Annotated in this window: 22 protein-coding genes; 6 read left to right on the top strand and 16 right to left on the bottom strand. The window is 71.6% G+C overall.

The features are described from left to right. Nucleotides 1–482: 482 nt before the first annotated feature. The 6 genes from VSH64_RS01490 to pyk form a co-directional block, all read right to left on the bottom strand. Complete coding sequence (locus VSH64_RS01490; RefSeq protein WP_326569756.1) at nucleotides 483–3,503, bottom strand: helix-turn-helix transcriptional regulator; 3,021 nt, start codon at nucleotides 3,501–3,503, stop codon at nucleotides 483–485. Between the two features lie 71 nt (nucleotides 3,504–3,574). Further along, nucleotides 3,575–3,784, bottom strand: a complete 210-nt coding sequence (locus tag VSH64_RS01485) for a hypothetical protein (RefSeq protein ID WP_326569755.1) — start codon at nucleotides 3,782–3,784, stop codon at nucleotides 3,575–3,577. A 172-nt stretch (nucleotides 3,785–3,956) separates the two neighbouring features. Continuing rightward, nucleotides 3,957–4,166, bottom strand: a complete 210-nt coding sequence (locus VSH64_RS01480; protein ID WP_326837871.1) for a DUF397 domain-containing protein — start codon at nucleotides 4,164–4,166, stop codon at nucleotides 3,957–3,959. Between the two features lie 30 nt (nucleotides 4,167–4,196). Next, nucleotides 4,197–5,099: a helix-turn-helix domain-containing protein gene (locus VSH64_RS01475; RefSeq protein ID WP_326569754.1), complete on the bottom strand. Its 903-nt coding sequence runs from the start codon at nucleotides 5,097–5,099 to the stop codon at nucleotides 4,197–4,199. A gap of 528 nt (nucleotides 5,100–5,627) precedes the next feature. Continuing rightward, the gene (locus tag VSH64_RS01470; protein ID WP_326569753.1) at nucleotides 5,628–6,524 is read right to left on the bottom strand and encodes an acyl-CoA thioesterase; all 897 of its coding nucleotides are present in this window, start codon (nucleotides 6,522–6,524) and stop codon (nucleotides 5,628–5,630) included. A gap of 36 nt (nucleotides 6,525–6,560) precedes the next feature. Then, on the bottom strand, nucleotides 6,561–7,985 hold the full coding sequence (pyk, locus tag VSH64_RS01465; protein WP_326569752.1) for a pyruvate kinase: 1,425 nt from the start codon (nucleotides 7,983–7,985) through the stop codon (nucleotides 6,561–6,563). A gap of 253 nt (nucleotides 7,986–8,238) precedes the next feature. Between pyk and VSH64_RS01460 the strand changes: the two genes are divergently transcribed. Beyond that, complete coding sequence (locus VSH64_RS01460; protein WP_326569751.1) at nucleotides 8,239–9,189, top strand: hypothetical protein; 951 nt, start codon at nucleotides 8,239–8,241, stop codon at nucleotides 9,187–9,189. Here VSH64_RS01460 and VSH64_RS01455 read toward each other — a convergent pair. From VSH64_RS01455 to VSH64_RS01445, 3 genes are all read right to left on the bottom strand, one after another. Next, nucleotides 9,186–9,851 (bottom strand): DUF2461 domain-containing protein, encoded by a 666-nt coding sequence (locus VSH64_RS01455; RefSeq protein WP_326569750.1) that lies wholly within the window; start codon nucleotides 9,849–9,851, stop codon nucleotides 9,186–9,188. The genes VSH64_RS01460 and VSH64_RS01455 overlap by 4 nt on opposite strands. Nucleotides 9,852–9,983: 132 nt before the next feature. After that, entirely contained in the window at nucleotides 9,984–11,243 is a 1,260-nt protein-coding gene (locus VSH64_RS01450) for a glycoside hydrolase family 18 protein (RefSeq protein ID WP_326569749.1), read from the bottom strand. Nucleotides 11,244–12,643: 1,400 nt separating this feature from the next. Then, the gene (locus VSH64_RS01445) at nucleotides 12,644–13,009 is read right to left on the bottom strand and encodes a winged helix-turn-helix transcriptional regulator (RefSeq protein ID WP_326569748.1); all 366 of its coding nucleotides are present in this window, start codon (nucleotides 13,007–13,009) and stop codon (nucleotides 12,644–12,646) included. A gap of 70 nt (nucleotides 13,010–13,079) precedes the next feature. On the opposite strand from VSH64_RS01445, the gene VSH64_RS01440 reads away from it, so the two are divergent. After that, a complete protein-coding gene (locus tag VSH64_RS01440; RefSeq protein ID WP_326569747.1) occupies nucleotides 13,080–13,787 on the top strand; it encodes a group II truncated hemoglobin in 708 nt (235 codons plus the stop codon). A 144-nt stretch (nucleotides 13,788–13,931) separates the two neighbouring features. On the opposite strand, the gene VSH64_RS01435 is transcribed toward VSH64_RS01440, so the two are convergent. Further along, a complete protein-coding gene (locus VSH64_RS01435) occupies nucleotides 13,932–14,957 on the bottom strand; it encodes a 6-phosphofructokinase (protein WP_326569746.1) in 1,026 nt (341 codons plus the stop codon). Between the two features lie 289 nt (nucleotides 14,958–15,246). On the opposite strand from VSH64_RS01435, the gene VSH64_RS01430 reads away from it, so the two are divergent. Beyond that, nucleotides 15,247–16,338: a 3-deoxy-7-phosphoheptulonate synthase gene (locus VSH64_RS01430; RefSeq protein WP_326569745.1), complete on the top strand. Its 1,092-nt coding sequence runs from the start codon at nucleotides 15,247–15,249 to the stop codon at nucleotides 16,336–16,338. Nucleotides 16,339–16,341: 3 nt separating this feature from the next. Here the strand turns inward: VSH64_RS01430 and VSH64_RS01425 are convergent, their stop codons facing one another. The 3 genes from VSH64_RS01425 to VSH64_RS01415 form a co-directional block, all read right to left on the bottom strand. Beyond that, complete coding sequence (locus tag VSH64_RS01425) at nucleotides 16,342–17,274, bottom strand: S41 family peptidase (protein WP_326569744.1); 933 nt, start codon at nucleotides 17,272–17,274, stop codon at nucleotides 16,342–16,344. Nucleotides 17,275–17,559: 285 nt separating this feature from the next. Next, the gene (locus VSH64_RS01420; protein ID WP_326569743.1) at nucleotides 17,560–18,048 is read right to left on the bottom strand and encodes a polyadenylate-specific 3'-exoribonuclease AS; all 489 of its coding nucleotides are present in this window, start codon (nucleotides 18,046–18,048) and stop codon (nucleotides 17,560–17,562) included. Between the two features lie 18 nt (nucleotides 18,049–18,066). Continuing rightward, nucleotides 18,067–18,828, bottom strand: a complete 762-nt coding sequence (locus tag VSH64_RS01415) for a lysophospholipid acyltransferase family protein (RefSeq protein ID WP_326837870.1) — start codon at nucleotides 18,826–18,828, stop codon at nucleotides 18,067–18,069. Nucleotides 18,829–19,050: 222 nt separating this feature from the next. On the opposite strand from VSH64_RS01415, the gene VSH64_RS01410 reads away from it, so the two are divergent. From VSH64_RS01410 to VSH64_RS01400, 3 genes are read left to right on the top strand one after another with little or no spacing between them, the layout of a single operon-like run. After that, on the top strand, nucleotides 19,051–19,815 hold the full coding sequence (locus tag VSH64_RS01410; protein ID WP_326569742.1) for an alpha/beta hydrolase: 765 nt from the start codon (nucleotides 19,051–19,053) through the stop codon (nucleotides 19,813–19,815). Then, the gene (locus tag VSH64_RS01405) at nucleotides 19,815–20,345 is read left to right on the top strand and encodes a hypothetical protein (RefSeq protein ID WP_326569741.1); all 531 of its coding nucleotides are present in this window, start codon (nucleotides 19,815–19,817) and stop codon (nucleotides 20,343–20,345) included. Before VSH64_RS01410 ends, VSH64_RS01405 begins: the two co-directional genes overlap by 1 nt. Before the next feature lie 10 nt (nucleotides 20,346–20,355). Beyond that, nucleotides 20,356–21,492, top strand: a complete 1,137-nt coding sequence (locus tag VSH64_RS01400; RefSeq protein ID WP_326569740.1) for a glutamate--cysteine ligase — start codon at nucleotides 20,356–20,358, stop codon at nucleotides 21,490–21,492. On the opposite strand, the gene VSH64_RS01395 is transcribed toward VSH64_RS01400, so the two are convergent. From VSH64_RS01395 to VSH64_RS01385, 3 genes are all read right to left on the bottom strand, one after another. Next, nucleotides 21,489–22,319 carry a TIGR03619 family F420-dependent LLM class oxidoreductase gene (locus tag VSH64_RS01395; protein ID WP_326569739.1) on the bottom strand — a complete coding sequence of 277 codons (831 nt, stop codon included), beginning with the start codon at nucleotides 22,317–22,319 and terminating at the stop codon, nucleotides 21,489–21,491. The two genes, VSH64_RS01400 and VSH64_RS01395, sit on opposite strands and share 4 nt — an antisense overlap. Before the next feature lie 33 nt (nucleotides 22,320–22,352). After that, nucleotides 22,353–23,222 carry an NUDIX domain-containing protein gene (locus VSH64_RS01390; protein WP_407655623.1) on the bottom strand — a complete coding sequence of 290 codons (870 nt, stop codon included), beginning with the start codon at nucleotides 23,220–23,222 and terminating at the stop codon, nucleotides 22,353–22,355. Between the two features lie 67 nt (nucleotides 23,223–23,289). Next, a complete protein-coding gene (locus tag VSH64_RS01385) occupies nucleotides 23,290–24,243 on the bottom strand; it encodes an ROK family protein (RefSeq protein ID WP_326837869.1) in 954 nt (317 codons plus the stop codon). Nucleotides 24,244–24,245: the final 2 nt, after the last annotated feature.

The raw sequence follows: 24,245 nt of genomic DNA, 5'->3' as shown, positions 1-24,245 counted from the left end.
CCGATCCTGCTCAGCCCGCGGACACACCACAGCCGGACAGTTCCGCACACAGCCGACCAAACCACCCGGCGGCTCGCGGTGAAGTCGGCCACAAACCACCGCAGGGCCGACCCGGCACGCGCAGAGAACGGTCTGCGCGACCGGGCGGCCGGCTCTCCCGCCGCGTCAGTCCTTTGCGGCCGGTGTAGTCAGCAAGCCGCGGTCATACGCAATCGCCACCGCCTCGGCGCGGCGGCCGGCGCCCAGCTTCGCTTTCGCCGCAACCGTACGGATTCTGGACGCAGCGGTCATCTCGCTGCTCGTGCCGCGGAAGTGGCGGTCACCGCACCCGAGCGGGTTCAGCGCGCACTCCAGTCACCAAGCTCACCGCAGGAGCGGCGAGCGGGGCGGCCGACATCCGCCACGTCCGCGGTTTCGGCATGCCGGCCCGCAGCTGGCTGAGCCATCAACCGTGGCCTGGACAACAAGGCACGCGCGCCGGGTCAGTCCTTCGCAGCGGGCGTGGTCAGCAAACCGCGGTCATACGCGATCGCCACCGCCTCGGCGCGGCGGCTGGCACCGAGCTTCGCCATGACCCGGGAGAGGTGCACGGAGACCGTTTTCTCGCTGATGTAGAGCTCCTCCCCCACCTGGCGGTTGGTGCGGCCGAGGGCGACCCGTTCGAGGACATCGCGTTCGCGGTCGGTGAGGGGGTTGGGGCGGGTGGGGGCGGGGGTGGCCGGGGTGAGGCCCGGCAGGTCGACGCGGGCGCGGTGGGCCAGGTCGCGCACGGCGTCGCGCAGGGGGAGGGCGCCGAGGGTGGAGGCGACGGTGTGGGCGGCGGTGAGGGCGTCCGCGGCGGGCAGGCCGTGGGCGAGCAGGGCCTGGGCTTCGAAGTAGCGGCACATGGCCTGTTCGTAGACCGCGCCGTAGCCGAACGCCGTGGCGGCGGCGGACCACAGGGCCGGGTCGGCGGGGCCCTCGAAGCCGGACGCGGTGGCTTCGAGGCGGGCGAGCCAGGCGTGGCCCTCCGGGCCGAGGGTGCCGGAGCGCGGGCTGCCCTCGACGGCGGTGCGGCGGCCGTGTTCGGCCAGGCGGCGGCCGACCGCCACCAGGTCGTCGGCGGTGCGCTGGTCGCCGTGGAGGCGGGCGTCGGCGGCGCGGGCGGCGACGGAGGCGAGCCCCAGCGCGACGATCCGGATGCCGCCGAGCAGCCACGGCTCGACCTTCTCCAGCCACAGCACCAGTTCCTCGGTGATCCGGACGGCTTCCTCGTGGTCGCCGCGCCAAGTGGCGAGCTCGATGGCGGCGTCGCCGGCCGAGAGGGCGATCTGGATGTCGGCGGCCCACTGCCGGCGCAGCTCGGGCAGCAGCCGGGCGGCGTCGTCGAAGCGGCCGCGCGCGACGAGGAACAGCGCCCAGTTGGCGAGGATCCGCGCCGCGACCGCGCTCGACACCCCGCGCCCCGCGCGCCCGGCCGCGTCTTCGGCGGGCCAGTCGCCGCTCAGGTAGCGCAGGTACAGCTGCCGCGCGCGCAGCTCGAGCCCGAACGAGCTCCAGGTGAGCCCCGATTCCTCCGCGCGCGCCACGCCGTTCGCCACGTGGGTGAGGGCTTCGGCCATCTCGGCCTGGTCGTCGTAGCTCAAGGCCAGGAAGTACAGGCCGCGCAGCTCGACGTTGAGGGCCTCGGCGTCGCGCGCCTTGCGCACGGCCTGGCGCAGCCGCTCGCGAGCCAGCGCCGCGTCGCCCGCCGAGTCGGCGAGCGTGCCCAGCGTGACGAGCGCCGACGCCTCGGCCCCGAGCGCACCCACGGCCCGCGCGTCGGACACCGCCGTGAGCGCGTTGTCCAGCGCCTCTCCCGGCTGATCGAGCAGCCGCAGGAACCCGCCGCGGGTGGCGAGCACCAACGCGCGCGTGGCGCTCGGTTCGCTGTCCTTCACCAGCTCCCACGCCCGGTCGATGGCCTGCGTCGCCTCGTCGAGCGTGCCCTCCAGCGCCAGCAGCGCCTCGGCCAGCCGTCGCCACACCTTGGCGGCGCGCAACGCCGGCTCGTCGGGTGCCAGCAGCTCCGTGGCCGAGCGCGCATACGCCGCCGCCCGCTCCGGTTCGCCCGACGTGCCGGCGAACCACGACGCCTCGTGCAGCAGCCTCAGCTCGTCGACCCCCTCGGGCCGGTCGGCGGCCGGCACGGCGTCCCAAATGGACAGTGCCTGCTCGGCGTGGCCCAGCGCCGCGCCCGGCGCGCCCAGCTTCTCCGCCTCGGCCATCGCACTGAGCAACGCCGGCAGCGCGGTCACGAAATCACGGCTCTCGAGACTGTGGAACGCCAGCTTGGCGTCGTGGCCCCGGCCCTGCGGGATGGCGCGGATGCGAGCCGCGTACGCGGCGTGCGTGCGGTTGCGCTCCCCCGGCAGCAGATCCGCGTACACCGCTTCCTGCAGCAACGCGTGGCGGAACACGTACGAGCCGTCCTCGATCACGAGCACGTGGTGCTGCACGGCTTCGCGCAGCGCCTCGTCGAGCTCCAGCTCACCGAGCGCCGACACCTCCGCCAGCGCGCCGTGCGACACCGGTTCGTTGGCCACCGAGATCGCCCGCAGCACGCGCCGGGTCTCCGCCGGGAACCGCTCGACGCGCGCGAGCAGCACCTCGGCCAGGCCCGCGGGCAGATCACGGCAGTCGGCATCGGTGGCCAGCAGCTCTTCGAGGAAAAACGGGTTGCCCTCCGACCGCGCCACCAGGTCGGCGACCACATCGGCCGGCAACGGCTCGTCGGCCAGCGCCTCCACGAACGTGCGCGCGTCGACGGGGCCGAAAGGCGCGAGCGCGACCTGCTCGACCGTGGCCAGGCGCACCAGCTCCGAGAGCAGGCCCCGCAGCGGGTGGCGCCGGTGCACGTCCTCCTCTCGGTAGCTGCCCACGACCAGCAACCGCTGCGCGCGCAACCTGCTGGCCAGGAAGGACAGCAGGTTGCGCGTGGAGGAATCGGCCCAGTGCAGGTCCTCGAGCAGGATCACCACCGGACGCGACTCGGCGACCTCGGTCAGCACCCCCAGTACCGCGTCGAACAGCTGGAGCTGACCCAGGTCCTGTTCCGGTCGCGGCCGGCGCATGACCTCGCGCTCGCCGGCCGACACCTGACCGTGTTCACCCGCGCCGATCGGCTCGGGCTCGCCGCTCTGCGGCAGCAGCCGCGCGAGCGCCGGACGTGCGCGCACCGCGGCGGCGATCACCGGGTCCCCCGACGAACCCAGCGGCGCCAGTGCCTCGGCGAACGGCAGGTACGGCAGACCGCCGTCGCGCACGTCGATGCACCGGCCCGTGAGCACGAGCGCCCCGGCCGACGCGACGTGCTCACCGAGAGCGGTGAGCAGCCGGGTCTTGCCGACGCCCGCGTCGCCCGCGATGAGCACGGCGCCGGCTTCGCGCCGCTCCGCACGAGCGAAGGCGGCACGAAGCCGCCGCATCTCGTGGGTGCGGGCGACCAGCGGGATTCCGGAGCCTAAGCGGGGCACGAGATGCATTCTGTCCTACCCCACCGACAGTTCCGCCATGCTTTTCGCCGAGGGCGTGACGCCCCCGGCGAACGAGGTGCTCACCGCGCCAGGTGATCGGCGCGCGAGGACACCGCGGCGGTCGTGCGGCGTTCCTGTGCCGGCACGGACACGCTGGTCACCCGGTGCGTCCGCAGCCACCGCACGAACCGGCTCTGCTTGGTCATGCGCGCGTCGCGCCCGGCCTTGCGCAGCTGCTCCTCGCGGTAGGCCACCTCGGCGCTCATCGCGTCCAGGAGCTGGTACGTCATGGCTTCTTCCCCATCCTCTGCGTGTGTCTTCTTCGGTGACACTCACAGTCGTCCTGAGGAGGAGCCCCGGGCATCGGACGATCACCTCGTCCTGGACGCCCAACGACCCCTTACCCGAGGCACCGACCGGCGAGAAGCAGGTCGGCGGGGTAAGGGGTCGTTGGGTGGAACGTCAGTCGCGGGCCGGGCCGCCGGCGCGCACCGCCGCCAGCAGCCCCCGCCAACCCGAGGCGGGGAGGCGGAAAGCACCCCCTTCGGGGTCCTTCGAGTCGCGCACCGCGGCGTCGCCGCCGACGAACGCGATCTCGACGCAGTCGTTGCCGCCGCCGCTGTGGCTGCTCTTGCGCCAGGTGGCGCGGGAAAGATCCGCGTCCGGCATCATGTTCCCCACTTCCTATCTGTGTCCTCGGTCTTACGGTGTCCTCGGTTCCAGGTGGTGCACTGCGGCCGGCGCGGTCACCCGTTCGGCGAACCGGCCGGCGGCCTCGGTGATCAAGTCGACCGAGTCGTCCGGTTTCAGTGCGGCAGCGCGCAGGTGGTCGAACATCAGCGCGTAGCGCCGGACGTCTTCGGGTTGCTCGAGGTACAGGCCGCTCGACGTGCTGTCGTCGACGTAGACGACGTCGGGGTCGGCCTGCTCGGGGAACCCCATGATGAGGAAGGGGCCTTCCATGCCGGGGTGCGCTCCGGCGGTGAAGGGGACCACCTGGATGGTCACGTTGGGCTTTTCGGCGACCGAGACCATGCGGTAGAGCTGCTCGGCCATCACCTCGGGGCTGTCGACCACGCGGTGCAGCACCGCCTCGTCGACCACGGCCCAGTACTCCACCGGCGGGGTGTCGCTCAGCAGTTCCTGGCGGGCCATGCGCGCGGCCACGCGACGCCGGATCTCGGCGTCCTCGGCGTCGGGCCGCAGCGCGCGGATCACGGCGTGGGCGTAGCGCTCGGTCTGCAGCAGGCCCGGCACGAGCAGCGCCTGGAACGCGCGCAGCGAGGTCGCGTCGGCCTCGAGCCCCACGAAGGTGCCGGTGAACACCTCGTTGTACGCGTGCCACCAGCCGCGCTTGCGCGCCTCGCGGGCCAGCTGGACGAGCGCCTCCTGCTCGTCGCCGACGATGCCGTAGAGCGCCAGCATGTCCCGGGCGTCGCGCGGGGTGACGCCGACGTGCCCGGTCTCGATGCGGCTCACCTTCGAGGCGGAGCACTCGAGCTTCTCGCCCACTTCGTCGATCGTGAGATCGGCGGCTTCCCGGAGCCGCCTCAGCTCGCTCGCGAGCCTCCGGCGGCGAACGGTGGGTCCCTGGCCTCTCGCCACGACAGCACCTCCGGGATCGTCTTCGACGGTGCGCGCACCGTCGGCCGACGCTGCCCGCACCGCATATCTAACCAGCCGTCCGACTGGTCGGTGGGGTATTAACACTGCGGAATTCCCGCCTTCGTGGCGGGTCTTCACCCTGCAATTTGCAGATTGCGCTTGTACTCTGACACCCGTGTGAACCGGAACCGGTCACGCCGCGCCGAAGGCCTCGGCGACAGTGATCGTTCCGGGTTCCTGAGCAGCGTAGACGACGACCAGCCGGAAACAGACACCGAGTGCGCGGGCGTTTCCGGCGGAAGGTGTCCGGGGCCGCCCCCCGACCGGTCCCGGGCACCTTCACCCTGTGGTGGCAGTTGTTGTCGGCCGAAGTGGCGCGCACTCCGACGAATACTCGGCTACGCATTTCGCATTTACCCACCACTCGGAAGTGTGATTCATTCCGCACACACCACTGAGTGGCACACTCTCAGTAGAACCGGACTCGGTCCGGCACCCCGCCCGGGTAGTGATCCGCCGCGACCGTCCTCACAGGACGCGCAGCAGTCCCTCTTGGACGACCGTGGCGATGTGCGTGCCGTCCTGCGCGAAGAAGCGGCCCGTGGCCAGCCCGCGCGCGCCCGAGGCGCTCGGCGAGGTGCTGTCGTAGAGGAACCACTCGTCGGCGCGGAAGGGCCGGTGGAACCACAGCGCGTGGTCCAGGCTCGCGCCGAGGACCTTGTCCACGTCCCAGTACACGCCGTGGCGCGCCAGGATCGAGTCGAGCAGGGTCATGTCGGAGGCGTAGGTGAGCACGCAGACGTGCAGCAGCTGATCCGCCGGCAGCGTGCCGTCGGCGCGCATCCACACCTGGTTGCGCTCCGGCCGTTCGCCGGTCGAGCGCGTGATCCACGGCGGTTCGCCCACGTAACGCACGTCGATCGGGCGCGGGCGCTCGGTGAAGCGCAGGCCGAAGCCGGCGGTGCGTTCCTGGAACGTGGGCAGCGTGTCGGGAGCCGGCACGTCGGGCATCTGCTCGCCGTGCTCGAGGCCGCCCTCGTCGCGCTGGAACGAAGCCGACAACGCGAAGATCGCCTTGCCGTGCTGGATGGCGGTGACGCGGCGCGTGGTGAACGAGCGGCCGTCGCGGATGCGGTCGACCTCGTAGAGGATCGGCGCCCGCGGGTCGCCGCCGCGGATGAAGTAGGCGTGCAGCGAGTGCACGCGCCGGTCTTCGGGGACGGTGCGTCCGGCGGCCACGAGGGCCTGCCCGGCGACCTGGCCGCCGAACACGCGGACCGGGGAGTGCGCGGGTGAGACCCCGCGGTAGAAGTCCTCTTCCACCTTCTCCAGGTCGAGGAGGTCCACGAGCCGGTCGAGCACCGCCTGCCCGCCGCCGGCGGCCTCGTCGAGCCCGGCGGCGGCGGTCCTGGCGATATCGGTCATGTCCGAACCCTATTCGGTCGGCACGACGTCCGTCCCTTATGCGTGGTCGTCTTCACCGAGGCGGTGCACGTGGATGAGGTTCGTGGAACCGACGGTGCCGGGAGGCGAGCCGGCCACGATCACCACGAGGTCACCGCGCTGGTACTTGCCCATCGCGAGCATCGCCTGGTCGACCTGGTGGATCATCTGGTCGGTGGAGGCGACCTCCGGCACGATCGTGGTGACCGTGCCCCACGTCATCGACAGCTGGCTGCGCACGCTCTCCTCCGGCGTGAACGCCATCAGCGGCAGGCGCGTGTGCAGGCGGGCCAGGCGGCGCACGGTGTCGCCGGACTGGGTGAAGGCGACCAGCGCCTTGGCGTTGAGCCGCTCGCCGATGTCGCGGGCGGCGTAGGAGATCACGCCACGCTTGGTGCGGGGCACGTGTGTGAGCGGCGGCACGACCGGCGAGTCGGTCTCCACCGCCTCGACGATGCGGCCCATCGTCTGCACCGTCTCGATCGGGTAGCGCCCGACACTGGTCTCGCCCGAGAGCATCACCGCGTCGGTGCCGTCGAGCACCGCGTTGGCGACGTCGGAGGCCTCGGCGCGGGTCGGCCGGGAGTTGTTGATCATCGACTCGAGCATCTGCGTCGCGACGATGACCGGCTTCGCGTTCTCGCGGCAGATCTGGATCGCGCGCTTCTGCACCAGCGGCACCTGCTCGAGCGGCAGCTCGACGCCGAGGTCGCCGCGGGCGACCATCACCGCGTCGAAGGCCAGCACGATCGCCTCGAGGTTGTAGACGGCCTCGGGCTTCTCGATCTTCGCCACGACCGGCAGCCGGCCCTTGCCGACGCGGTCCATGACCTGGTGGACCAGGTCGATGTCGGCCGGCGAGCGCACGAACGACAGGGCGATGAAGTCGACGCCCAGGTGCAGCGCGAACTCCAGGTCCTCGATGTCCTTCTCGCTCAGCGCCGGCACCGAGACGTCCATGCCGGGCAGCGAGACACCCTTGTTGTTGCTGACGGGGCCGCCTTCGGTGACCTCGCAGACCACGTCGGGGCCCTCGACACCCTTGACCACGAGGCCGACCTTGCCGTCGTCCACCAGGAGGCGGTCGCCCGGCTTGGCGTCCTTCGCGAGGCCCTTGTAGGTGGTCGAGACGCGGTCGTGCGTGCCGACCACGTCCTCGACGGTGATGCGGACGATGTCGCCCGTGTGCCACTCGGCCGATCCGCTGGCGAAGGTGCCGAGACGGATCTTCGGGCCCTGGAGGTCACCGAGGATGCCCACCGCCCGGCCACTCTCGGCCGCAGCGGCCCGGACCAGGTCGTAGACCTGCTTGTGGTCGCTGTGGCTTCCGTGGCTGAAGTTCATCCTCGCGACGTCCATTCCGGCGTCGACGAGTGCCCGCATCTTCTCCGGCGTGGAGGTTGCGGGACCCAGCGTACAAACGATCTTCGCGCGTCGGCTCACGTCCCCAGACAGTAGTCCCTGATCCCGCTCACGTCTGTACCGATCCCGAAAGTTCGGAGGAAGTGTTCAGAAACCATTCAGATGACTAACCTCCGTGAGTATGACGCTGGTTCGCCGACTCGCGGCCACGATCGCGGCGTTCGCCCTGGTCGGGGCCTGTTCCGCGCCCGCACCGCCGCCGTGGCGGCCCGTTGACCTGCCGGTTTCCGGTACGCGCGTACTGGGATTCGTCCGAACTTCATCGGGAATCGTCATGACCGGCTCGGTTCCGGGGCCCGCCGGACGGGCCCCGGCGGCGTGGGTCGAAGGCCCTTCCTGGACGCCGGTGCCGCTGCGGCCGGCGACCGGCTACGGCCGGCAGGCGGAGCTGACGCTGCCGGCCGCGGCGGGCTCGCGATTGCTGGCGCTCGGCTCCGCGTTCGGCGGCGCCCACGCCAACCCGCGGCCGACGATCTGGACCGGCACCGTCGCCGGCGGGCTCACCGAGCACGAACAACCGGTGGAGCTGCTCGGTGGTGAGCGCGCGGTGACCACGTCCGGCGCCGCGGCTTCGGCGAGCGGCTTCGTGCTGACCGGACAGTGGGACCACCGCACCGGTGGGGTCGGCGCGGCGGCGTGGACGTCGGTTGACGGAGTCGCGTGGACGCTCGCGGAGGACCCGGCCCTGCTCAGCACCTCCGAGGGCCAGACCCGATTGCTCGCCGCCACCGGCGGCGGCCCGGGTTTCGTCGCGGCCGGGGACGTGCGCTCGGGGCTCCTCGTGCGGCCGGCGGTGTGGACGTCGGCCGACGGCTCGGCGTGGACCCGCGTGGACCTGCCTTCACCAGCCGCATCCGCCACCGTGTGGCGCGTGACCTGCGCGGCCGCCGACTGCACGGCCGTGGGGACGACCGGTGAGCAACGGCTGGCGTGCTGGACCGGGCAGGCGTGGACCGCGTTCGCGGGCGGGCCGGTGGTTCCGCCGGCCCAACTGCTGGAGGTGACCGGGCTGACGCCGGACGCGTCGGGCCGGCTCGACGTGGCCGTGAAGGTGGACGGGCAGCCGAAGCTGTGGCGTGTGGGCCGCCACTGCGAGGACTTCGCGGAACTCCCGCTGCCGGCACCCGCGAAGGCGCTCGCCCTCATCGCCGACGGCCCGGACCTGCTCCTGGCCACGACCACGGACGCGGGCAGCACCGTGTGGCGCTACCCGCTCCCGCGCTAACGACGCGGTTGCTCGCTCGGCCCCACGTGGTCGCGCGCCCACTCGTTGAAGGCGCGCAGCTGGCGCCAGGACTTGCGGACGCGGTCGAAGGCCTCGCGTTCGTGGAGGAAGTCGGCCGGTTCCCAGGAGCGGGCGGCGTAGACCGAGCGGTAGCGCAGCAGGTCGAGCCGCGGGTGGTCCTCGGCGAAGCCGCGCGGGCGGGACTTGAGGCGGTCGCCGAGGATCTCGAAGCCGGCGCGCTTCAGCTTCGCGAGGATCTCGTCGAGGACCGGGCCGTGCAGCTCCGTGTCGACGGCCGTGCGGAAGCGCGCGATCTGGTCGGACGCGAGGTGGAAGCAGCCGCCGCCCACGCGCAGGCCCGCGGGGCTCAGCTCCACGTAGTAGGCGCCGCCGCCGCGCCCGGCTTCGATCACGCCGCCGCAGTGGGTCTTGTACGGGGTCTTGTCCTTCGCGAAACGCACGTCGCGGTACGGGCGGAACACCTTGCCCTCGCCGAAACCCTCGCCGAACTCCGGCTCCAGCTCCTTGAGCAGCGCCTCCATCGGCTCGCGCACGTCGACCTTGTAGGTCGCCACGTTCGCGTCCCAGTAGGACTTGGAGTTGTCGGCCTCGAGCCCGTCGTAGAAATCGACGGCGTACTCACCGAATCCCGTGAACTTCACCCGGAGCACGATAATCCGGGGCACCGACAGTTTCCGCGGCGGACACCGGACGACCCCACCGGAGCAGCTCCGGTGGGGTCTCGGACCCGGTGCGGCCGGCGCGCCCCTGCGCCGCCGGCCGCACCGGAAGCGTCACTTCGCGACGGCCGTCATCAGCTCGCCGTTGGACGTGTCGCCGGACAGCTCCCAGACCATGGCGCCGCCGAGGCCCTGCTGCTTCGCGTAGCTGATCTTGCCGCCGATGGTGCTCGGGGTGTCGTAGCTCCACCACTGCGAACCGCACTTGGCGTACGCGGTGCCGGCGACCGTGCCGGTGGACGGGCAGCTCGACTTCAGGATCTTGTAGTCCTCGATGCCCTGCTCGTACTTGCCGGGCGCCGGACCCGTGGCCGAACCGCCGGGCGCGCTCTGCGTGACGCCGGTCCAGCCGCGGCCGTAGAACCCGATGCCCAGCAACAGCTTCGACGCGGGCACACCCTTGCTCTTCAGTTTCTGGATCGCGGCGTCGGAGTAGAAGCCGGCGGTGGGGATGCCGGCGTAGGACGTGAGCGGCGAGTGCGGGGCCGTCGGACCCTGCGCGGCGAAGGCGCCGAAGTAGTCGTAGGTCATCACGTTGTACCAGTTCACGTACTGCGCGGCGCCCGCGTAGTCGGCGGCGTCGATCTTGCCGCCGTTCGTGCCGTCGGCCGTGATCGCCGCGGTGACGAGCTTCGACGACCCGAACTTGGCGCGCACGGCCGCCATCAGGTTCTTGAACGCGGCCGCGCCACTCGTGTCACAGCTCAGGCCGCAGGCGTTGGGGTACTCCCAGTCGAGGTCGATGCCGTCGAACAGGCCGGCCCAGCGCGGGTCGTTCACGAGGTTGTAGCAGGAGTTCGCGAACGCGGCGGGGTTCTTCGCGGCCTGGCCGAAGCCGCCCGACCAGCTCCAGCCGCCGAACGACCAGATCACCTTGAGGCCGGGGTGCTTGGCCTTCAGCTTCTTCAGCTGGTTGAAGCTGCCGGCCAGCGGCTGGTCCCAGGTGTCGGCCACCCCGTCGACGCTGCCCGCCGCGTCGTAGGTCTTCTGGTAGTCGGCGTAGGCGTCGCCGATGGCGCAGCCGCCGTTGGTGACGTTGCCGAACGCGTAGTTGATGTGCGTGAGCTTCGCGGCGGAGCCGGAGGTCTCGATGTTCTTCACGTGGTAGTTGCGGTCGTACACACCCCAGTCGGTGAAGTAACCGACCACCTTGCCGACGGAGGCCTGCGGGGCGGCCGGTGCTGCTGGCGCCGCCGGTGCCGCCGTGGCTGCTGTGGCTGCGCTCGACACGGGCGCGGCGACGACGGCCGCCGCGAGTGCGGCGCTGGCCAGGCTGACGAGCGCCAAGAAGCTCTTCCTGCGCGGACGGGGCATGCCGGCTCCCTTCGGGGAGTCACACCAGGTGACCGAATGGGGACAGTGAGGACTCTCACACCGTAAGTGGACTAGACCATTTGGTCAATGGTCCAGTCCAGGGAATCAATCCGACATTTCGGTCAACGCTTGGTGATCTTCGCTGGGTGGTGGGGGTGGGCTCGGGTGGGGATTTGGCGGAGGTTTCTCGGGTGTGGTTTCTCGGGTGGGCTTGGGCCGGGATTGCGCGAGTGGCCGCCTGCAGGATTTTCGAAGGCAGCCGCGGACGGAGTTCCGTCGTCGGTCGGGGCCGAGATTCCGGGGCCGCCTCCGGCAGGGTTTCCGGGCAACCGCGGGCGGCGTTTCGCCGGCGGCCGCGCGCCGGGGCTTCGCCAGCAGCCGTAGGCGGGACTCCCCCGGCCGCCGCAAGCCGGAGTTTCGCGGATGCTGCCGGCAAGATTTCGCAGGTAGCCTGACGCGGGAGCTTCGCCAGCGGCCAGGGTCGCGATCTCGCGGTGGCCTCCGGCAGGTTTTCTCGCACAGCCGCGCGCAGACTTTCACCGGCGGCCGCCGAGCTGAGGCTTCGCGAGCAATCGCAGGCGGGACTCCCGCGGAGTCCTCAAGCCAGAGTTTCGCAGGTGGCCGCCGACAGAATTTCTCAGGCAGCCTGAGGCGGAGTCTCGCCGGCGGCGCGGGTCGCGATCTCGCGGCGGCCTCCGGCCGGGTTTGTCGGGCAGTCGCGCGCAGAGTTTCGCGGGCGGCCTCGGGCGGACTTCTCGGCCAGCCTCAGGTCGGAGTTTCGTGATGGCCTCCGGCAGGGCTTCTCGCGCAGCCGCACGTGGGACTTCTCGGGCCGCCGCAAGCCGGAGTTTCGCGGGCCGCCGCCGACAGCATTCCGCGGGCAGCCTGAGGCAGAGTTTCGCCGGCGGCCTCCGGCGAGATTTCGAGACGGCCTCCAGCGCAGTCTCTCGCGCAGCCCGGGGCAGGGGTTCGTCGGCGAACTCGGGCCAGCGCCTCGCGAGCAGCTGCACGCGGGACTCCCCCGGCAGCCTCAAGCCGGAGTGTCGCAAGCCGCCGGCGGTGTGTGTAGAGATTTCGCGACGGCGTCCCGCGCAGCCGCGAGCAGAGTTGCGTCGCCGTCGGCGCGCCGGGCTTCGCGAGCAACCGCAGGCGGGATTTCCCCAGGCAGCCTCCGGCGGAGGCTGCCTGGGTCGAGATTTAGGTGCATCGGCGGGCCCTCTCGCGCAGCCGCGGCCCGAGGTGTGTCGGCGGCCTCGGGCGGGGGGGTCGTGCGCAGCGACAGGCGAGAATTCACCAGCGGCTCCAGGCCGAGGATTGGCGGGCAGCCGTCGGCGGGACTTCCTCGGCCGCATCAAGCCGAGGATTCACGGGCACCCGCCGGCAGGACTCCCCCAGCCGCCTCAAGCCGAGGTTTCGCGCGCGACCTCCGGTGGCGTTTCGAACGTGATCCCCTCAGCTTCGGCTCGGCGTTCGCCCCAGGTGTACAGGGCGGTGAGGGCCGGGCGGAGGGCTTCGCCGTCGGGGGTGAGGCGGTAGGAGACGTGCGGGATGCGGCCGGGGTGGCTGGTGCGGGTGACCAGGCCGTCGGCGGTGAGTTCGCGCAGTTGCTGGGTGAGCATCTTCTCGCTGATCGCCGGCATGCGGCGGCGGAGTTCGCCGTAGCGGTGGACGCCTTCCTTGAGGTGGGCGAGGATCACCGGCTTCCAGCGTCCGCCGATCAGGTCGACGGTGAGCTCCACCGGGCACCAGTAGCGCCTGTCCGCCATCACGGCCTCCTCGCTACGCACCGGAAAGTGCGTGGTTGCCCGGCCGCGCCGGGTGCGGTCTGCTGGCCGGATGACGGTGCACCACCTGCGTTACACGATCCCGGCCGAGCGCGCGGCGGCGTTCGAGGCCGCCTGTGCCGAAGCGGCCTCCGCCCTCGAGAAGACGCCCCAGTTCCTCGGCCACGACCTGAGCCGCCGCGTGGACGACCCTACGCGGTACCTGCTCACGATCCGGTGGACTTCGGTCGAGCACCCGCCGTTCACCGCGCTCGCCGACTTCGCCGGCGACCTCGACGAATCCCACCACTGGACGCCGGTGGGCGGCGAGCCGCCGACGTTGTACGACTGGGCCGGCGGCGCTCCGGCGCTCGTGCGGCTGCTGCGGGTCTTCTACGACCACGTGCTGCAGGACCCGTTGCTGGAACCGGTGTTCCGCGGCATGGACGCGCACCACCCCGACCACGTCGCGGTGTGGCTCGGCGAGGTGCTCGGCGGGCCGGCGGACTACTCGGCCCACCACGGCGGCCACCCGCACATGATCGGGCGCCACCTCGGCCGTGCGATCACCGAGGAGCAGCGCCGGCGTTGGGTGTCGCTGCTGCTCGACGCCGCCGACGAGACCGGGCTGCCGGCCGACCCCGAGTTCCGCGCCTCGTTCGCCGGGTACGTGGAGTGGGGCAGCCGCCTGGCCGTGGTGTTCTCGGCGCCGGGCGCCGAGGCGAGCGACGAGCCGGTGCCGCACTGGGACTGGGTCAAGCCGCCGTGGCAGGCCTCTTAGCCAGCCGAGCGCAGCGAGGACCTCGAAGTCCGCGCGGGGAGTCCACGGCGGACAGACAGAAAACCTTACCTGCCAGGAGAAGTCGGCGAACCGACCGGGAATTCCGCGTGCCGGGTGGGGAACGCCCCCACCCGGCACGGGAACTCAGCCGAAGAAGACTTCGGCCTCTTCGTAGCGCTCCAGCGGCACCGTCTTGAGCTCGGCCGTGGCCTCCGAGAGCTTCACGCGGACGATGTCGGTGCCCTTCAGGGCCACCATCACGCCGAAGTCGCCGTCGGCCACCGCGTCGACGGCGTGCAGGCCGAAGCGGGTGGCGAGCACGCGGTCGTAGGCGGTCGGCGTGCCGCCGCGCTGCACGTGGCCGAGCACCACGGCGCGCGACTCCTTGCCGGTGCGCGCGGCGATCTCGTCGGCCAGCCAGGTGCCGATGCCGCCGAGGCGGACGTGCCCGAAGGCGTCCTTCTCGCCGGTCACCAGGCTCTCCTCGCCGCCCTCGGGCAGCGCGCCCTCGGCGACGACGATGATCGGCGCGTACTCGTTCTCGAAGCGCCGCTCGACCCACTCCACGACCTGGTCCACGGAGAAGTGCCGCTCCGGCACCAGGATCACGCTCGCGCCGCCGGCCAGGCCGGAGTGCAGGGCGATCCAGCCGGCGTGGCGGCCCATGACCTCCACGACCAGCGCGCGGTGGTGCGACTCGGCCGTGGTGTGCAGGCGGTCGATCGCCTCGGTCGCGATGGAGACGGCGGTGTCGAAGCCGAACGTGTAGTCGGTGGCGCCCAGGTCGTTGTCGATCGTCTTGGGCACGCCGACGACGCCGATGCCGTCGTCGGTGAGGCGCTTCGCGACGCCGAGGGTGTCCTCGCCGCCGATGGCGATCAGCGCGTCGATCTCCTGCTCGGCCAGCACGGCCTTGATCTTCTCGACGCCGCCGTCGACCTTGTACGGGTTGGTCCGCGACGAGCGCAGGATGGTGCCGCCGCGCGTGAGGATGTCCTCGACGTCGCGCAGGCCGAGCGGCTTGCTCTCGCCCGTGAGGGGGCCCTGCCAGCCGTTGCGGAAGCCGGTGAGCTCCCAGCCGTGCACCTCGATGCCCTTGCGGACCACCGCGCGGATCACCGCGTTCAGGCCCGGGCAGTCACCGCCACCCGTCAGCACACCGACACGCATCACTTGCCTCCGTCTTCGTCACGTTGGAGATCGCAGTCACATTTCGCCGCCAGAGTAGCGGCAATCGTCTGGATCGGTGCAGGGCGTACCACCTGGTGAATCGGTCCGCGCGCCGCCGCGGGGCCGGAGTGTGCTAGCTTGATCGCGTGCAGCGCTATTTCTGGTTTACGAAGCCGGCCCCGGGTGGGTGCGGCCGCGTGAACCTGCGCTGAGCACCCACCCGAGCCGGATTCGAACCGGCTCGGCAGTTTCCCGCGGGTCGGTGTCCTCCAGGAAGGAACCACCCGCCGTGACCACCCCGCAGCTGAAGGCCGGCCCCGCCGACGCGAGCGCCCTGGACAACCAGCGCACCACGTCGATCAGCCCGCTGATCTCCCCCGCCCTGCTCCGCGAAGACCATCCTGTGGACGCGGCGGTGGCGAAGGTCGTACGCGCCGGCCGCACCGAGACCGTCGACATCCTCGACGGCCGCGACGACCGCCTCGCCGTGGTCGTCGGCCCGTGCTCGGTCCACGACCCCGAAGCCGCGCTCGAGTACGCCCACAAGCTGGCCGCCAAGGCCGAAGAGCTGCGCGGCGACCTGCACATCGTGATGCGCGTGTACTTCGAGAAGCCGCGCACCACACTGGGCTGGAAGGGCCTGATCAACGACCCCGACCTCGACGGCACCTTCGCCGTGAACAAGGGCCTGCGGATGGCCCGCAAGCTGCTGCTCGACGTGTCCGCGCTCGGCCTGCCGGTGGGTTGTGAGTTCCTCGACCCGATCACGCCGCAGTTCATCGCCGACATCGTCACCTGGGGCTCCATCGGCGCGCGCACCGCGGCGAGCCAGGTGCACCGCCAGATGTGCAGCGCGCTGTCCATGCCGGTGGGCATCAAGAACTCCGTGGAGGGCGACATCCAGGTCGCCGTGGACGCCACCCGCGCGGCCGCCGCTTCGCACGTGTTCCCCGGCATCAACACCGACGGCCTCGCGGCCCTGCTCACGACCTCCGGCAACCCCGACTGCCACGTGATCCTGCGCGGCAGCTCCCAGGGCCCGAACTACGACGCCGCCTCGGTGACCGAGACCCTCGGCCGGCTCGCCAAGTCGGGCCTGCCCGAGCGCGTGATCATCGACGCCAGCCACGGCAACAGCAACAAGGACCACGTGCGGTCGCGCGAGGTCGTGCTGGAGCTGGCTTCCCGGATCGCCGCCGGTGAGCGCGGAATCGTCGGGCTGATGATGGAGAGCTTCCTGGTCGCGGGCGCCCAGAAGCTGAACCTGGGACACGGGTCGGAACTCACGTACGGCCAGTCGATCACCGACGCGTGCCTGGATTGGGACACGACGGCGGATCTGCTGGACACGCTGGCGGGAGCGGTGCGGGAACGGCGCTGAGGTTCAGCAGCCGGGCTGGGTGTGGAGCCAAGCTGACGCGGCCGCGATCACCTCATCAGTGGTCGCGGTCGCAGGCAGCGGGTGGTCCGGTGGGATCGGGGTGTTGCCGTAGACGCGGCCGGTGCGGTCGACGTCGTGGACCATCGTGATGACCAGCATGGCGCCGTCGCTGAGGGGGAAGGGCACGTTGCCGGTGGCGAGGCCGGCGGTGGGCTGGCCGAAGGTGGCCGCGCGGGCGAGCCCGCGGAAAGCGATCAGTGTCGCCTCGCCCGAGCTGGCGGTGCGAGACGAGGTGAGCACGGCGACCGGGGGCCGAGGGCGGGCCAGCTGCAGGGGGTTGCTTTCGGTTGTCGACGCCGTGCCGACGGTGAGGCGTCCGGAGCGGAGGGTCCAGGGGGTCGGACCGTCCGGCGCGGCGAACGAGCCCACCACACCGTCGCCGAGCAGCGGGGCGACGACGGTGAGCATGGGGTGCATGTCGCCGCCGTCGTTGGCGCGCAGGTCCACGATCCAGCCGCACGGGCGGTTCGCGTCGGCGGCGGCGAGCGCGGCCACCCCGGCTGAGACGTACCGGCCCGCGGCAGCCGGGTTGGCCAAGAAGCCCGGGACGGTCAGCTCCGCCAGGTCGCCGAAGGTCCGGCTGCTCGGCACCTCGATGGTGCTCGGCGCCGGCGGCCGGGCCGCGTTCGGGCCTCTCAGGTAGGTGTGCGGGTTGCCGAGCTCGGCGATCACATTGCGGATCGCCGAGTAGGTGCCGGCCGGCTCGGTCACGCCGGCGATCTCACGCACGGCTTCGGCTTCGGCCCGCGGCCAATCGACAGACTTCTGGTCTATCGAATTCGCGCGAAGCAGCCCGAGGGCGTTCAGCAGATAGTCGCGCACCGGGTCAGGACGAGGGGCGGTCGCGGCGGTGGCCAGGCCACCGACGAGGACCATGACTGCCAGCCACGACAGAACTCGGAGCACCCCAGCCCCCAGGACAACCCTCGGCGGCGGACCGCCGGCTCGATCACTTCCCACGACCGGCGGCCGAAAAGCTGCCGGCTTGGGGGAAGAGCCGACCGCCGGACGAACATGCCCCCGCCCTCCCTAGGGGGGCGTCCCCAAATCCATTCTATCGGCGACCCCCGACAAAAACGGACCGAAGCAAGCTGTACCCGGTAGTTGTCCACAGCCCGATCAGGTGGGGACAACTACACAACTCCAGCCCCCGGAAAAACCTCAGCGGCGCCGGAACGCCGGTTCGATCACTTCCCACCGTTGCAGGTTGTGCTTCGCGTCGGCAAGGGCGTCGTGCTGGTCCGTGGGTGCCAGGGGCAGCTTCGGTTTTCCCGCGTCCTCCCAGCGTTGGCGCAGGTCGCGCGTGAAGCGGGGCAGTTGGCGTGGCAGGGCGGGCATCGGGCCCCACAGTTGGGCGAGGGCGACGTGGTCGTAGGCAGCGAACCAGGCCCACAGTTCGATGCCGCCCGGGGGTTTGCCGAAGAATTCCAGCAGGTCGGCGCGGATCTTCTCGCGGCTGCGCCACGCGCGGTCCGCCGGGGAGGGCAGCTTGGGCAGCACGTTGTCCCGCACCCAGGGGCCGGCGCGACCGGGGTCGAAGTCGGTCGACACGGCGTAGAACTCGCGGCCGCGTTCGTCGACGACACCGATCGAAACCAGGTCGATCGTCACGCCGTCCTCGATGAATTCGGTGTCGTAGAAGAAACGCACCGGTGAACCCTAGTAGGCCTAGCCCGCCTTGGCCTCGGGCACCCGGTCGGCGTCACGGCCGGACGGCTGCGCGGGCACCTTCGGTTTCACGCCGGACGCCTCGGCGGCCAGCAGTTCCTTGGCCTTGGCCGCGTAGATGTCCACGTACTCCTGGCCCGAGAGCTCCATCAGGGCGTACATGATCTCGTCGGTGATCGAGCGCTCGATGAAGCGGTCGCCGGCCAGGCCGTCGTAGCGGGAGAAGTCGAGCGGCGCGCCGAAGCGGATCTCGAGGCGGCGGGGCCACCACATCTTGGAGCCGATGGGGTTGACCTTCTCCGTGCCGATCATGGCCACGGGCACCACCACGCCCTTGGACTCCAGCGCGATGCGGGCGACGCCGGTCTTGCCCTTGTAGAGGCGGCCGTCGGGCGAGCGGGTGCCCTCGGGGTAGATGCCGAGCAGGTGGCCCTGCTTCACGAGCCGGATGGCGGTGTCGAGCGCGGCCTGCGCGGCGTTGCCGCTGGAGCGGTCGATGGGGAACTGGCCGACGCCGGTGAAGAACCACTTCTTGAGCAGGCCCTTGAGGCCCGGCTCGGTGAAGTACTCGGACTTCGCGGGGAAGGTGACCTTGCGCTTCACCCGGATCGGCATGAAGAACGAATCGGCCACGGCCAGGTGGTTGCCGGCGAGGATCGCGCCGCCGTGCTCCGGGATGTTCTCGGCACCGACCACCTTCGTCGGCCACAGCAGCTTGAGGATCGGTCCGATGAAGACGTGCTTCATGACCCAGTACAACACCGCGCGCCAGTCCTTCCCGAGGCTCGACAATCGAGTTCCCAGTGGTCAAGCCTACGAAACCGGGCGGTGTGCGCACAATGCGAGACGAGCCGCTACTCCGTGGCAGCGATCGATCTCACAGCGGTAGCAGGCAGTTCCGGGCACCGGCCGGGCCCCCACAAGACCACCCGACCGTGAGAGCATGGAGAACCTACACCGCATTCGATCGGAAGGGCGTTCGTCATGAGCGTGCTCGCCGGCGCCGAACCGTTCGCCCACACCGGTTCCTCCGGGGCCGGATTCCTGCTGTGCCACGGCTTCACCGGTACCCCGGCGGGGCTGCGGGCCTGGGGTGATCACCTGGCCGAGGCCGGGTTCGGCGTGCGCTGCCCGCTGCTGCCGGGCCACGGCACGCGCTGGCAGGACCTCAACCGGACCACCTGGGAAGACTGGTACGGGGCCGTCCGCGAAGAGCTGCTCGCCCTGATGGCCGAACACGACAGCGTGTTCGTCGGCGGCCTCTCGATGGGCGGCACGCTCACGCTGCGCCTCGCCGAGGAGTTCGGCGACCGGATCGCCGGGCTCGTGCTGGTCAACCCGTCGGTCACGCGGCTGAGCGCCGACGCGAAGCTGCTGCCGCTGCTCGCGCGCGTGATCCCGTCGATCCCCGCGATCGCCAACGACATCGCCAAGCCCGGCGTCACGGAGCTGGCCTACCCGCGCACGCCGGTGCGCGCCGCCGCGAGCCTGGCGCGCCTGTGGAAGCTCGTGCGCGCCGACCTGGGCAAGGTCACGCAGCCGGTGCTGCTGCTGCACTCCGCCGTCGACCACGTGGTGGAGCCCGAGAACTCGCGGATCGTGCTGGCCGGCATCGCCAGCACGGACGTGACCGAGGTGGTGCTCGAGAACAGCTTCCACGTCGCGACGCAGGACAACGACGCGGAACTGATCTTCAGCCGCAGTGTCGACTTCGCCCGGGCGCTGCGGGCGGGACAGGTGGGTGCCTGATGACCCGGGGGAAAGGCACGGACGGGCCGGAGGACGTCGACGCGACGTTCGCCGAGATCGTGGCCGACCTGCGTGCCGAGGGCGTGGGCTTGTTCCTTCCCGAGGACGCGCTGGAGATCGCCGACGACCCCACGGCCGAGCAGGCCGGCGAAGAGGCCGCGCCGCCGGTCGCCAAGACCGACGCGAAGCCTGAGAAGACCGAGAAGGCGCCGGAAGCCGACAACTGGCGCACGGGCGGCACCACGTGGGACGCCACGATGTTCAGCGACGACCCGGCCGAGGACGACGAGCACTTCGTGCCGCCCGAGCCGCCGCCGTTGCCGCGTCCGCGCAAGGGCGCGTTCGTGGTGCTGCTGTTCTTCGTGGTCGGCCTGCTGCTGCTGATCGTGCCGAACCTGATCGGGGTCGGGCCCGCGCTCGCCACCCCGCTCGGCATCCTCGCGCTCGCCACCGCGATCGCGCTCCTGCTGCTGCGGGTGCGCCAGGGCCCGCCGCCGGGCGCCGACCCCACCAACGGCGCCCAGGTCTGACCGGGCGGGTATGAGGATCGACTTCAGTCCTTCGCGCCGTTCGACGATCGGGGCGGAGTGGGAGCTGGCGCTCGTCGACCGCCGCAGCGGTGAGCTGGCCTCGGTCGCGGAACGGATCCTCGACGCGGTGCGCCCCGAAGGGGCCGCCGAGCACCCGAAGATCAAGCAGGAGCTGCTGCTCAACACCATCGAGGTGATCAGCGGCGTCTGCTCCACCGTCGCCGAGGTGAAGGCCGATCTGGCCGAGTCGCTCGACGTGGTGCACACGGTCACCGACCCGCTCGGCGTGGAGCTGTTCTCGGCCGGCACGCACCCGTTCTCCAACTGGTACCACCAGAAGGTGACCGACAAGGCGCGCTACGCCAAGCTCATCGACCGCACCCAGTGGTGGGGCCGGCAGATGCTGATCTACGGCGTCCACGTGCACGTCGGTCTCGACCACCGCGACAAGGTGCTGCCGGTGCTCGACGCGCTGCTCAACTACGCGCCGCACCTGCAGGCGCTCTCGGCGTCCTCGCCGTACTGGGGCGCCGAGGACACCGGCTACGCCTCGAACCGCGCGCTGATGTTCCAGCAGCTGCCCACGGCCGGGCTGCCGTTCCAGTTCCGCGAGTGGGCCGAGCTCGAGCACTACGTGGCCGACATGTTCACCACCGGCGTGATCGACCACTTCTCCGAGATCCGCTGGGACATCCGCCCCGCGCCGCACTTCGGCACGATCGAGATGCGGGTGTGCGACGGCCTGCCCACGCTCGAAGAAGTCGGCGCGATCGCCGCGCTCACGCAGTGCCTCGTGGAGGACTTCAGCACCCGCCTCGACCACGGCGAACGCCTGCCGACGCTGCCGCCCTGGCACGTGCAGGAGAACAAGTGGCGCGCCGCCCGCTACGGCACCGACGCGATCATCATCCTCGATGCCGCCGGCCGCGAGCGCCTCGTGACCGACGACGTGACCGACCTGCTGGAGAAGCTGGAGCCCGTCGCGCGGCGGCTCGACTGCGTGGACGAGCTGCGGGACGTGGAGACGATCCTGAAGTACGGGCCGAGCTACCGGCGTCAGCGGGCGGTGGCGAAGCAGCACAACGGATCGCTGAAGGCCGTGGTGGCTTCGCTGGTCGCGGAGATGCGCGACGGGATCGCGCGCTAGCGGTACTGCCGCGCGACCTCGGCCAGCTCGTCGAGCGCGGCGAGCGCTTCGGCCTCCGGCAGCGTCGGCAGGTACAGCACCACCTGGTCCGCGCCGAGGCGCACGTACTCGTCCAGCACCGGCCGGTTGTCCGCCATCGCCGCGAACGCCGTGATCGGGATGCCCGGCGCGTGGCGGTCCCGCAGCTCGAACTGCGCGTGGACGTCCGAGACCGACCAGGCCGCGTTGGGCATCCAGACGTCGCCGAGCGCGGCCGCCCGCTTCACCGCCGCCACGCTCTCCCCGCCCACGTGGATCGGCACGCGTGCCTGCTGCGGCTTGGGCCAGGCGTACACCGGCCCGAAGTCCACGAACTCGCCGTGGAACTCGGCGACGTCGCGGGTCCACAGCGCCTCGAGGGCTCGCAGGTGCTCGTCGAGCCGGGCGCCGCGCGTGGCTGCGTCCACGCCGTGATCGCGCAGCACCTCCATCAGCCAGCCCACACCGACGCCGAACACGAACCGGCCGCCGCACAGCCGGTCGAGCGTCGCGACCTGCTTGGCCGTGTAGAACACGTCGCGCTGCGCGGGCAGGGCGACGCCCGTGCCCAGGGTGAGCGTGGACGTGACCATGGCCGCCGCGCACAGCGCGCCGAACGCGTCGAGCTCCCGGTGGTACTCGCGCGGCAGGTCTCCCCCGAACGGGAACGGCGTCTCCCGCTTCACCGGCACGTGGGAGTGGTCGCCGACGAACAGGGCGTCGAAGGAGCGGTCCTCCAGCGCCGTCGCCAAGGCGGCCGGGCCGATGGACTCGTCGGTGAGGATGGAGGCGACCCCGAACTTCGTCACGGAGCAAGATCATCTCAGACTCGGCGCGGGCTGTCAGCCGTCCAGTTCGCGCAGCAGCGTGCCCGGGCCCATCGTCGACGCGCCCAGCGCCGTGACCCGCGACCGCAGCTCCCGGTCGGCCGTGATCACCACGACGTGGTCCTGCGGGCGGCGGCGCGCCTGCGCGGTCACCGCCACGATGTGCGAGTCACCGTCCGCCGGAGCGGTCTCGATCTCCACGCCGGCCAGGGGATCCACGCCGCGGGCTTGGCCTTCGACCACGAGCACCACTCGCGGCCACCACTCCCACGTGGGCCCGGCGCCGAGCCCGGCGACGGTGTCGGCGATCCCCCGCTCGGCCAGCCGCGCGAGCCGGTCACGCAGGCGTTCGGCGGCGCCGCGACGGTCGCGCCACCAGCCGTCCGGGCGGGAGCCCACCACGTTGGCGCCGTCGACGACCAGCACGAGCTCCCGGCCGAGCTGGTCGCGCAGCCGCGGCCACGACTCGGCGAAGTCGCGGTGCAGCTGCAGGTCCGCCACCTCGCCGGGCGCGACCCAGCGCAGCTCGGAGCTCTCCTGGTTGGCCACGCGAGCGTCGAGCGTGCTGTCGGCGACGCCGAGCACGGTGGTGTAGCGCCAGGTGCCGTGGTCGAGCACCGAAGCCGACAGCGCGCGGAACGCCGTCTTCGGTACGTCGGCCTCTTCCCACGCTTCGCGGGCAGCCGCCTCGCGCACGGTCTCGCCCGTCTCGAGCGCCCCGCCGGGCAGGGCCCAGGTGCTGCCGTTGTGCACCCACCACGCACGCCGCTGCAGGAGCACGCCGCGGGCCGGATCGGAGAGCAGCAGCCCGGCCGCGCCGTGGGCGCCCCAGTGCAGCCGACCGCACGAACACCGCACGAATCGGTTGGCGGTCATCGGCGTCACCGCGCCAGCCTTTCACACGAAGACCACCACGGGCAGCCTCCGCAAGGGCGCGAACTCAGCCTGCGACTCAGCCGGCGACTTCGGCCACGGGCGCCTTCGCGGCGTCGAGCGCCAGGGCGGCCGCGCCGACGATGGCGGTGTCGTCACCGAGGTGGGCGGTGCGGATGCGGGCCAGCGGGCGGTAGCGCGCGCCGGTGATGGCGCCCGCGTAGTGCTCGCGCGCCTCGTCGAGGAACAGCGGCGCCGACTCGGACACACCGCCGCCGATCACGATGATCTCGGGGTCGAACACGTCCGCGACCAGGGCCAGCCCCTCGCCGAGCCACTTGGCCAGCTCCGCCATCGCGCGCAACGCGATCGGGTCGCCGTCGCGGGCGGCGCCGGCGACGCGGCGGCCCGTGACCGAGCCCGGGTCGCCCGCGACCTCTCGTGACAGCACGGTGGAGCGGCCCGGGTAGCGCGCAAGCAGCTCCACGGCGGTGGCGGCCAACGCCGTGCCGCTGCAGTAGCGCTCCCAGCAGCCGTACTTGCCGCACGGGCACGCGCGCCCGCCCGGCACCACCGTGAGGTGGCCCAGCTCGGGGGCGACGCCGTAGGCGCCGCGGTAGATCTCTCCGTCGAGCAGCAGTCCGGCGCCGATGCCGGTGCCGAGCGCGACGAGTGCGGCCACCTTCGCGCCGCGGGCCGCGCCGAAGCGGTGCTCGCCGACCACGGCCGAGTTCACGTCGTGCTCCAGCGTCACCGGCAGGCCCACGCGCTTCTCGATGCGGTCGGCCACCGGCGCGTCGCGCCACGCGAGGTGCGGCGCGAACATCACCGACCGGCGGTCGCGCGCCACGAACCCGGCCACGGCCAGGCCCACGGCCGCGACGTCGTGGCGGTTGCGCAGGTCCTCGACCACGCCCGCGATGGCGTCCTCGAGCGCGTTCTCTTCACTCGGTGTCCCGACGCGTGTGGTGTCCAGGAGCGATCCCCGCTCGTCCACCACACCGGCGCGCACGCTCGTGCCGCCGACGTCCACCC

It is taken from the genome of Amycolatopsis rhabdoformis, from assembly GCF_035918295.1.
GTDB classification, from domain to species: Bacteria; Actinomycetota; Actinomycetes; order Mycobacteriales; family Pseudonocardiaceae; genus Amycolatopsis; species Amycolatopsis rhabdoformis.
Note: the sequence above shows the minus strand (reverse complement) of the source record. Positions and strands in the feature narration are given on the sequence as shown.

Excerpts from the sequence above, each read along its gene's own strand:
- VSH64_RS01490 (WP_326569756.1), bottom strand. The coding sequence starts at position 3,503 with ATGCATCTCGTGCCCCGCTTAGGCTCCGGAATCCCGCTGGTCGCCCGC.
- VSH64_RS01485 (WP_326569755.1), bottom strand. The coding sequence starts at position 3,784 with ATGACGTACCAGCTCCTGGACGCGATGAGCGCCGAGGTGGCCTACCGC.
- VSH64_RS01480 (WP_326837871.1), bottom strand. The coding sequence starts at position 4,166 with ATGATGCCGGACGCGGATCTTTCCCGCGCCACCTGGCGCAAGAGCAGC.
- VSH64_RS01470 (WP_326569753.1), bottom strand. The coding sequence starts at position 6,524 with ATGACCGATATCGCCAGGACCGCCGCCGCCGGGCTCGACGAGGCCGCC.
- VSH64_RS01460 (WP_326569751.1), top strand. The coding sequence starts at position 8,239 with ATGACCGGCTCGGTTCCGGGGCCCGCCGGACGGGCCCCGGCGGCGTGG.
- VSH64_RS01450 (WP_326569749.1), bottom strand. The coding sequence starts at position 11,243 with ATGCCCCGTCCGCGCAGGAAGAGCTTCTTGGCGCTCGTCAGCCTGGCC.
- VSH64_RS01445 (WP_326569748.1), bottom strand. The coding sequence starts at position 13,009 with ATGGCGGACAGGCGCTACTGGTGCCCGGTGGAGCTCACCGTCGACCTG.
- VSH64_RS01440 (WP_326569747.1), top strand. The coding sequence starts at position 13,080 with ATGACGGTGCACCACCTGCGTTACACGATCCCGGCCGAGCGCGCGGCG.
- VSH64_RS01435 (WP_326569746.1), bottom strand. The coding sequence starts at position 14,957 with ATGCGTGTCGGTGTGCTGACGGGTGGCGGTGACTGCCCGGGCCTGAAC.
- VSH64_RS01425 (WP_326569744.1), bottom strand. The coding sequence starts at position 17,274 with ATGGTCCTCGTCGGTGGCCTGGCCACCGCCGCGACCGCCCCTCGTCCT.
- VSH64_RS01410 (WP_326569742.1), top strand. The coding sequence starts at position 19,051 with ATGAGCGTGCTCGCCGGCGCCGAACCGTTCGCCCACACCGGTTCCTCC.
- VSH64_RS01405 (WP_326569741.1), top strand. The coding sequence starts at position 19,815 with ATGACCCGGGGGAAAGGCACGGACGGGCCGGAGGACGTCGACGCGACG.
- VSH64_RS01400 (WP_326569740.1), top strand. The coding sequence starts at position 20,356 with ATGAGGATCGACTTCAGTCCTTCGCGCCGTTCGACGATCGGGGCGGAG.